Here is a 7,834-nt window from a genome sequence, read left to right as displayed (position 1 = left end):
ACCACACCGAAGTGCAACGACCAGCAAATCAACCAATCAAAAAACAATCGGTATCAACAAACATGGCACACTATTGAGTTCTCAAACAACAGAAGCACCCGGCACCAAACACAACCCTCAAGGCCGCATCATCGCTCCGGAGCAACTTTTCTAACTTACCCACCAAACCCCACCCCGTCAAATCCACCCCTTCACCCACATTCTGTGGCCACCAGAACGAGACTGGTTTTCGCTAGATGTGGATGTCGGCCGGATCCGAAGTGTTCGTCGGCGCGGATATAAACTGTAGCACCCCGGCCCCGAGTTGTAAATCGGCTGCCGGGGTGATGTTGAGTGGCTACACCTCAGTTGGGGTGAGGTACAGAACGCCCAGCGGCGGCACACGCAAGTCTGCATATGCGGGCAGGCCGTTGTGGGCTCCCTCGATCGCCTCGAAGGTGCCCATGTTCCCCACTCCCGAGCCGCCGAACTCCTCGGCGTCGGTGTTCAGCAGTTCGGTCCACTGCCCTGCCCACGGCATACCTACCCGGTAACCCTCGTGCGGGGAGCCGGAGAAGTTCGCGATGCATACAACCGGGTTCCCCTGCGTGTCCCAGCGAATGAAGGACAGAGTGTTGTGGGCGCCGTCGTTCTCGTCAATCCACTGGAACCCGGACGGGTCGTTGTCCCGCGCATACAGTGCCGGCGTATTCCGGTAGATGGAGTTGAGCGACCGCACCATTTTCTGCACGCCTTTATGAGGGATCGTGTCGGACAGCCACCAGTCCAGCCCGTGCTGCTCCGACCACTCCGATTCCTGGGCGAACTCCGTGCCCATGAAGATCAGCTGCTTGCCCGGATGCGCCCACTGGAACGCGAGATACGCCCGCACATTGGCCAGCTGCTGCCAACGGTCACCCGGCATCTTGCGAAGCAGGGACCCCTTGCCGTGGACTACCTCGTCATGGCTGATCGGGAGCAGGAAGTTCTCGGTGTACGCGTACACCATGGAGAACGTCGCCTTGCCGTGATGGTGCACCCGGTTAATCGGATCTTCGGAAATGTACTGGAGCGAATCATGCATCCAGCCCATGTTCCATTTGATTCCGAAGCCCAATCCACCCTGCGAGGTGGGTCGGGTGACGCCGTCGAACGCTGTTGATTCCTCGGCGATCATGACAATGCCGGGGACGCGCCTGTACGCGGTGGCGTTGACCTCCTGGAGGAAGGAGATCGCCTCGAGATTCTGGTTTCCGCCGAACCGGTTCGGCTGCCACTGGCCGTCCTCACGCGAATAGTCCAGATACAACATCGAAGCCACCGCGTCCACCCGCAGCCCGTCAATGTGGAATTCCTCCAGCCAGTACAACGCGTTTGCAACCAGGAAGTTTCGCACTTCCCTTCGACCGAAGTCGAAGATCAGGGTGCCCCAGTCCGGGTGCTCACCGAGCTGCGGATTGCCGTGCTCGTACAGCGTGTCGCCGTCGAACCGGGCAAGAGCCCATTCGTCCTTGGGGAAGTGGGCCGGCACCCAGTCCATGATGACGCCGATACCCGCCTGATGCAGTTTGTCCACGAGATACTTGAAGTCATCCGGATGTCCGAAACGGGCTGTCGGCGCGAAGTAGGACGTCACCTGATAACCCCACGAACCGCCGAAGGGATGCTCGGCGACAGGCATCAGCTCAACATGGGTGAACCCCTGCCACTGCACGTAGTCGACCAGTTCTTCGGCGAGCTGCTTGTAGTCCAGGCCCAGACGCCAGGATCCAAGATGGACCTCGTATACGCTCATCGGACCGTTGTGCGGGTCCTTGGCACTGCGTTCCTGGATCCACTCGTCGTCGCCGAACACGTAGCGGGACTCGACCACCCGGGACCCGGTGAGCGGCGGCACCTCGGTACCCCGGGCCATCGGATCAGCCTTCTCGCGCCACTGACCGTCCCGCCCCAGGACCTCGAACTTGTAGCAGGCACCGGCCTCGGCGCCCGGGACGAAGAGCTCCCAGATGCCGGAGCTGCCGAGCGAACGCATGGCATGCACTGATCCGTCCCAGCCATTGAAATCTGCCTTCACCCGAACCGACTGGGCGTTCGGCGCCCACACGGCGAAGCTGACTCCGGAAATATCTCCCAGCGACGAGGCGTAGCGGCGGACGTGTGCGCCGAGCGCCGTCCACAGCGTCTCGTGCCGCCCCTCCGCGAGGAGGTGCATGTCGATCTCGCCGAGTGTTGGCAGGAAGCGGTAGGCGTCATCCGTCAGTTGGGGCGCGCCGTCGTACACCACTTCCAAGCGATAGTCAGGGACATGCCCGGGGCGCTCGGGTTCAACGGTGCCTACCCAGATCCCGTTGTGCTCGTGGCTCAGCTCGACCCGGCCACTGCCGGTCACCACAGTCACACTTTCCGCGAGCCGGCGAAGGGTACGGATAGTGACATGCCCGTGCTGGTCAAGATGCGCGCCGAGCACAGCGTGGGGCTGGTAGTAACGGCCCTCAGAAACCTGCTGAAGGACGTCAGGGTCCACTGGAATAGGACCTCCGAGAGGTGCTTTTGCGGTTGCCGGATCCTGTGTCACTGCGGTTTCATCCTCCTGCCCAGCGGTGTCCTGACTTGTTGTCTTTTCCTCGGCGGAACCGCCGCCCTTGAGCATCCTTCGAACAGCTGAAACGGGTACATCCACCCAATCTGGTCGGTTTCTCAATTCGTACACCACCTCATAAAGTGCCTTGTCAAGCCACAATGCACGGAACAGTGCGCTCGCGCGGTCGACCGCTGTTCCGGCTTCGGCCGAATAACCTTCGAGGAACGCTGAGACCGATTCCACAGCCCAAGACTCCGCGGCCTGCGGCGCGACTGACGCCTCATGCACGCCCACGCCGGCTGCGTACTCGAGCGAACGTACAAGCCCGACGACGTCCCGGACCGGCACATCCGGCACGCTGCGTTCAGCAGCTGGGCGTAGCGGTTCGCCTTCGAAGTCGAGGACCAGCCAGGCACCGTCCTTCGTGGCAAGGATCTGGCCCAGGTGCAGATCTGCATGAATTCGCTGCAGCTCAGGAAGTTCCTTCAGCCCCTGAACCTCAGTGATGACCGCCTGGATCTCTGCATCAAACGGACCAACGGCCGAACCTGCTTCGCGCCAGGCCCACTCAATGCGGCTGGCCAGGGAGTCCCGGAACTCGGCCGCTTCCTGCTTCGTCGCCGGGCGGCTGCCGAAAGCTTCAGCGAGTTGAGTGTGGACCCGCGCGATGACTCGACCCAGCTCCCCCGCCTCAGTGGCGAACGAGTCACCTCCCTCCAGTGCGGTCATGGCCTGCCGCCAGGCATCCTTGCTGCCCGGAAGGAATTCACGGAGCACACTGAGGTGCCCGGTGACCCACTCGCTGTCGGACCGACCGTCCAGCCAGCTGCCCATCACCCAACCGAAAGTTTGAGGCACATCCGTAGACCCGGCGTCGGTGAGCTTCGCGCTCACCAGCACGTCGGGGCTCTCCCCTGCCGCCAGGACCCTGAAAAATTTCAGGATCATCGGGGTCTCCCCGGATGAAATTACGACTGAGGTATTCGACTGTTCGCCCCCCAGCACCGAGATGTCCGCCGAAGGGGTCACGCCGGCGGTGGACGCGAAACCACCGATTGCAGTGGCAGTGGTTCGCCCGTCTGCCGTCCCACCCTCGGTGCGGATGAGCTCGAGCCAGGCGGAGACGAACGTCGGGTCATGCGTGCCGTCGTAGACGTATCGGCGTCCAAGCTCGGCATGCTCGACTTCACCCAGTAGCCCGGCGTCTGCCCCGGGGAGAAGCTCGGAGCGGAAGGAAAGCGGCACATTGACGACGTCGAGTCTTCGTCCCGATTCGACAGCAACCAGGTGGACCTCGAGGCCCGCTTCGCCCGTTGGGTCCTCAAGCCGGATTCCACCGACTCGGCTCAGGGAGATTTCCCTGCCTTTGGAGGGGAACCAGCGCTGGCTCGGCATCCAGGCTGTGAGCAGGTCCGGAAGGGATGACGTCGATGTGTCCATTACTGTACTGCCTCCGAAATAGGAATTACGGGGATGGCTTCGGTATGTGGAGACGCGACATTGGAGCTCGCAGAGCGCAGGCGCAGCCAGTAGAAATCGTGGCTGCCCAACGTCAACGTGAGGTTGCCGTCCTCGGCGAACGCCGGGAACGGTGTACCGCCGAAGAGATCACGCAGCCCCCTGCCGGAGTACTCGGGCAGATGCAGACGTGCCGCTACCGGATGCTGGGAGAGGTTGAACACGCAGAGCACGACTTCCGGCTGCTCACCTTCGGGGTTGCCAGCCGGAACCTCACGAATAAAGGCCAGTACGGGCTCGGCCTCGGTAGGCACATTGCGATAGGTGCCGAGACCGAACGCAGGGTGCGACCGGCGCACTGCAAGCATCTGCCGCATCCAGTGCAACAACGAGCTCGAACTTGCAAGCTGCGCTTCAACGTTGACGTGGTTGTAGTGATAGACGAGAGACTGCACTACGGGCAGATACAGCTTCCCGGGATCTGCCGTGGAGAAACCGGCATTCCTGTCCGGGTTCCACTGCATCGGAGTGCGTGAGGCATCACGATCCTCAAGCCAGATGTTGTCACCCATACCGATCTCGTCCCCGTAGTAAAGGAACGGGCTGCCCGGCAGCGACAGGAGCAGGGCATGGATGAGCTCCACCTCGGCCCGGGAGTTATCCAGCAGCGGTGAGAGCCGACGCCGGATACCGATATTGGCGCGCATCCTCGAGTCAGGCGCGTACCACCCCAGCATCGCCTCGCGCTCCTCGTTGGTAACCATTTCGAGGGTGAGTTCGTCGTGGTTGCGGAGAAAGGTTCCCCACTGGGCGCCGGGCGGGATGTCCGGCGTCTCTGCCATGGTTTCAATAATCGGTGCGGCCTTCTGGTCACGCAGCGCATAGAAGAGCCGCGGCATGATCGGGAAGTGGAAGCACATGTGGCACTCGGCGCCGTCTTCGTCGCCGAAGTACTCCACCACTTGATCCGGCATCTGGTTGGCCTCGGCGATGATGACGCGTCCGGGATAGTTTTCGTCGACCATCGCCCGCAGGTCTTTAAGGAACTTGTGCGTAGCGGGCAGGTTCTCGCAGTTCGTGCCCTCTTCCTCGAAGAGGTACGGGATGGCGTCTGCCCGGAAGCCGTCGATTCCCTGGTCCAGCCAGAACCGTACGACATCGAACAGGGCCTCGATTACCTTCGGGTTCTCGAAATTGAGGTCCGGCTGGTGGCTGAAGAACCGGTGCCAGAAGAACTGACGGCGAACCGGATCGAATGTCCAGTTGGACTCCTCGGTGTCAACGAAGATGATCCGGGCGTCCTGGTACTTCTCGTCTGTGTCGCTCCAGACGTAGAAGTCGCCGTACGGTCCGTCCGGGTCAGTGCGTGATTCCTCGAACCACTGATGCTTGTCCGAGGTGTGGTTCAGCGGGAGGTCGATGATGACCCGCACCCCGCGTGCGTGAGCTTCAGCAACCAGGCGCTTGAAATCACTCAAGCTGCCGAACTCGTCGAGCACATCGTAGTAATCCGCGATGTCATAGCCGCCGTCACGCAAGGGGGACTTGAAGAACGGAGGAAGCCACAGGCAGTCGACACCAAGCCACTGCAGGTAGTCGAGCTTGTCGATCAGTCCTGTGAAGTCGCCGGAACCGTCGCCGTTGGCGTCCGCGAAACCGCGTACCAACACTTCATAGAACACTGCCTTGCGATACCAGTGCGGGTCATGGGCAAGGCCCGGGGCATGCAGCTGAAACGGGTTTGCCACTAACGCGTCCTCCTGACGGAAAGGATGTGTGCCGGTTCCACATGGGCATCCAGCCTGACATAGTTGTGGGCCCCCCACTGCCAACCTTGACCGGTGATGAGGTCGTCCACCCAGAAGGTGCCGTCCTCATTCCAGTCGCCCTCACCGAGGCCGAGGGCCTCGAGATTGAGGGATACGGTGCACTCCCGCGCGCTGTGAGGATCAACATTGACGACGACGATCAGAGTGTCCTTCCCCTGCGCGTCCTCGCCGAGGCCCTCCTTGTGCTTGGAGAACACTACAGTGGCGTCATCGGTGCTGTGGTGGACGGTGAGGTTCTCGAGGTCGCCGAGCGCCGGATGGGAGCGACGGATCTCGTTCAGCCGTGTGAGGAAGGGTGCGAGGCTCCGCCCCTGCGCCTCAGCGCCCTCATAGTCACGCGGGCGGTATTCGAACTTCTCGTTGTCGATATACTCCTCGGCGCCGGGGCGGGCGACGTGCTCGTACAGCTCGTACCCGGAGTAAACGCCCCACAGCGGGCTTGCCATGGAGGCGAGTACTGCCCTGACCTTGAACGCTGCTGGTCCGCCGTACTGGAGGTATTCAGTCAGGATGTCCGGAGTATTCACAAAGAAGTTTGGCCGGAAGAACGCTGCAGTTTCCCGGCTGACCTCCGTGAAGTACTGCTCCAGCTCCTGCTTGGTATTCCGCCAGGTGAAGTAGGTGTAGGACTGCTGGAATCCGGCGCGGCCAAGGGCGTGCATCATGGCCGGCCGCGTAAATGCCTCGGCCAGGAAGACGACGTCGGGGTGCTCCTTGTTGACCTGTCCAATGAGCCACTCCCAGAACTGGATCGGTTTGGTGTGCGGGTTGTCCACCCGGAAGATGCGTACGCCGTGGCTGACCCACAGCAGAACAATCCGAAGTACTTCGTTGTAGATGCCCTCAGGATCGTTGTCGAAGTTGATCGGATAGATGTCCTGGTACTTCTTCGGCGGATTCTCGGCATACGCGATTGAACCGTCTACCCGCGTGGTGAACCACTCGGGATGCTCCGTGACCCACGGATGGTCCGGGGAAGCCTGCAGCGCAAGGTCCAGTGCCACCTCGAGGTCCAGGTCCTGCGCCCGCTGCACGAAGGCGTCAAAGTCTTCGAAGGTCCCGAGGTCCGGGTGGATCGCATCGTGACCGCCCTCGGGTGCGCCGATCGCCCAAGGCGAACCGGGGTCACCCGGGCCGGCGTTCAGGGTGTTGTTGGGACCCTTGCGGTGCGTCGTACCGATGGGGTGGATCGGCGGGAGGTAGACGACGTCGAAACCCATCCGCGCGACGGCGGGCAGCCTCTTGGCTGCGGTGATGAAGTTGCCCGAGGTCCACTGCCCGTTGGAGGGATTGTAGGTGGCACCTTCAGACCGCGGAAAGAATTCGTACCAGGAGCCGCGGCCGGCTGCCTCACGCTCCACAAGGATGGGATACGGGTGCGAAGGGGTCACCAGCGCCCGCAGGGGCTCGCGCACAATGGCTGCACGGATGCCGGCCGAGTGCCCGGCGGCGAGACGCTCGTCGATCGGCAGTTCCCGGTTGCGCAGGCGCTCCGCGGTAGCGAGAAACAGATCCCGCTCTTCAGCCGGCCGCGAAGAGGACTGGTTGGTGAAGAGCACCGCGCCCTCCTCGAGCATCAGCTCAACGTCTACACCGGCGTCGATCTTCACGGTCGCGTTGTGGTGCCAGGTCTCATACAGGTCACCCCACCCCTCGATCAGGAAGGAGTGAAGGCCGATGCCGGGAGGACGGAGAGTGCCCTCGTAGCGGTCGGTTCCCATTCCCAGCGGAGTGAGCCGAACGCGCTGCACTTCTACCCCTTCGGGGTCGAGCAGCACGGCTGATACGCCGAGCTGGTCGTGTCCCTCCCGGAATACCGTGGCCCCCACCACGATGTCCGACCCGGGAATGGCCTTCGCGGGAAACGCTCCGCCCTCAACCACCGGAGAAACCTTGGTGATGGGAATCCGTCCAAATCGCAAATCTTCACTCATGGATGCGCCTGCCCTTGTACGTGTCGCCTCGCTTGAAGTGGTCACGGGTT

General features: G+C 62.1%; 3 protein-coding genes. All 3 read right to left on the bottom strand.

Going from position 1 to position 7,834, the window contains the following annotated elements:
• Positions 1-337: 337 nt before the first annotated feature.
• Genes glgB through AC5RTB_RS14240 form a run of 3 tightly spaced genes read right to left on the bottom strand, consistent with a single transcriptional unit; the run spans position 338 to position 7,784 of the window.
• Positions 338-4,003: a 1,4-alpha-glucan branching protein GlgB gene (glgB, locus tag AC5RTB_RS14250; protein ID WP_494061711.1), complete on the bottom strand. Its 3,666-nt coding sequence runs from the start codon at positions 4,001-4,003 to the stop codon at positions 338-340.
• Positions 4,003-5,769 (bottom strand): maltose alpha-D-glucosyltransferase, encoded by a 1,767-nt coding sequence (treS, locus tag AC5RTB_RS14245; protein ID WP_494061710.1) that lies wholly within the window; start codon positions 5,767-5,769, stop codon positions 4,003-4,005. The genes glgB and treS overlap by 1 nt, the downstream gene beginning before the upstream one ends.
• Entirely contained in the window at positions 5,769-7,784 is a 2,016-nt protein-coding gene (locus tag AC5RTB_RS14240; RefSeq protein WP_494061709.1) for an alpha-1,4-glucan--maltose-1-phosphate maltosyltransferase, read from the bottom strand. The genes treS and AC5RTB_RS14240 overlap by 1 nt, the downstream gene beginning before the upstream one ends.
• Positions 7,785-7,834 lie beyond the last annotated feature (50 nt).

It is taken from the genome of Arthrobacter sp. M71 S08, assembly GCF_059089725.1.
Note: the sequence above shows the minus strand (reverse complement) of the source record. Positions and strands in the feature narration are given on the sequence as shown.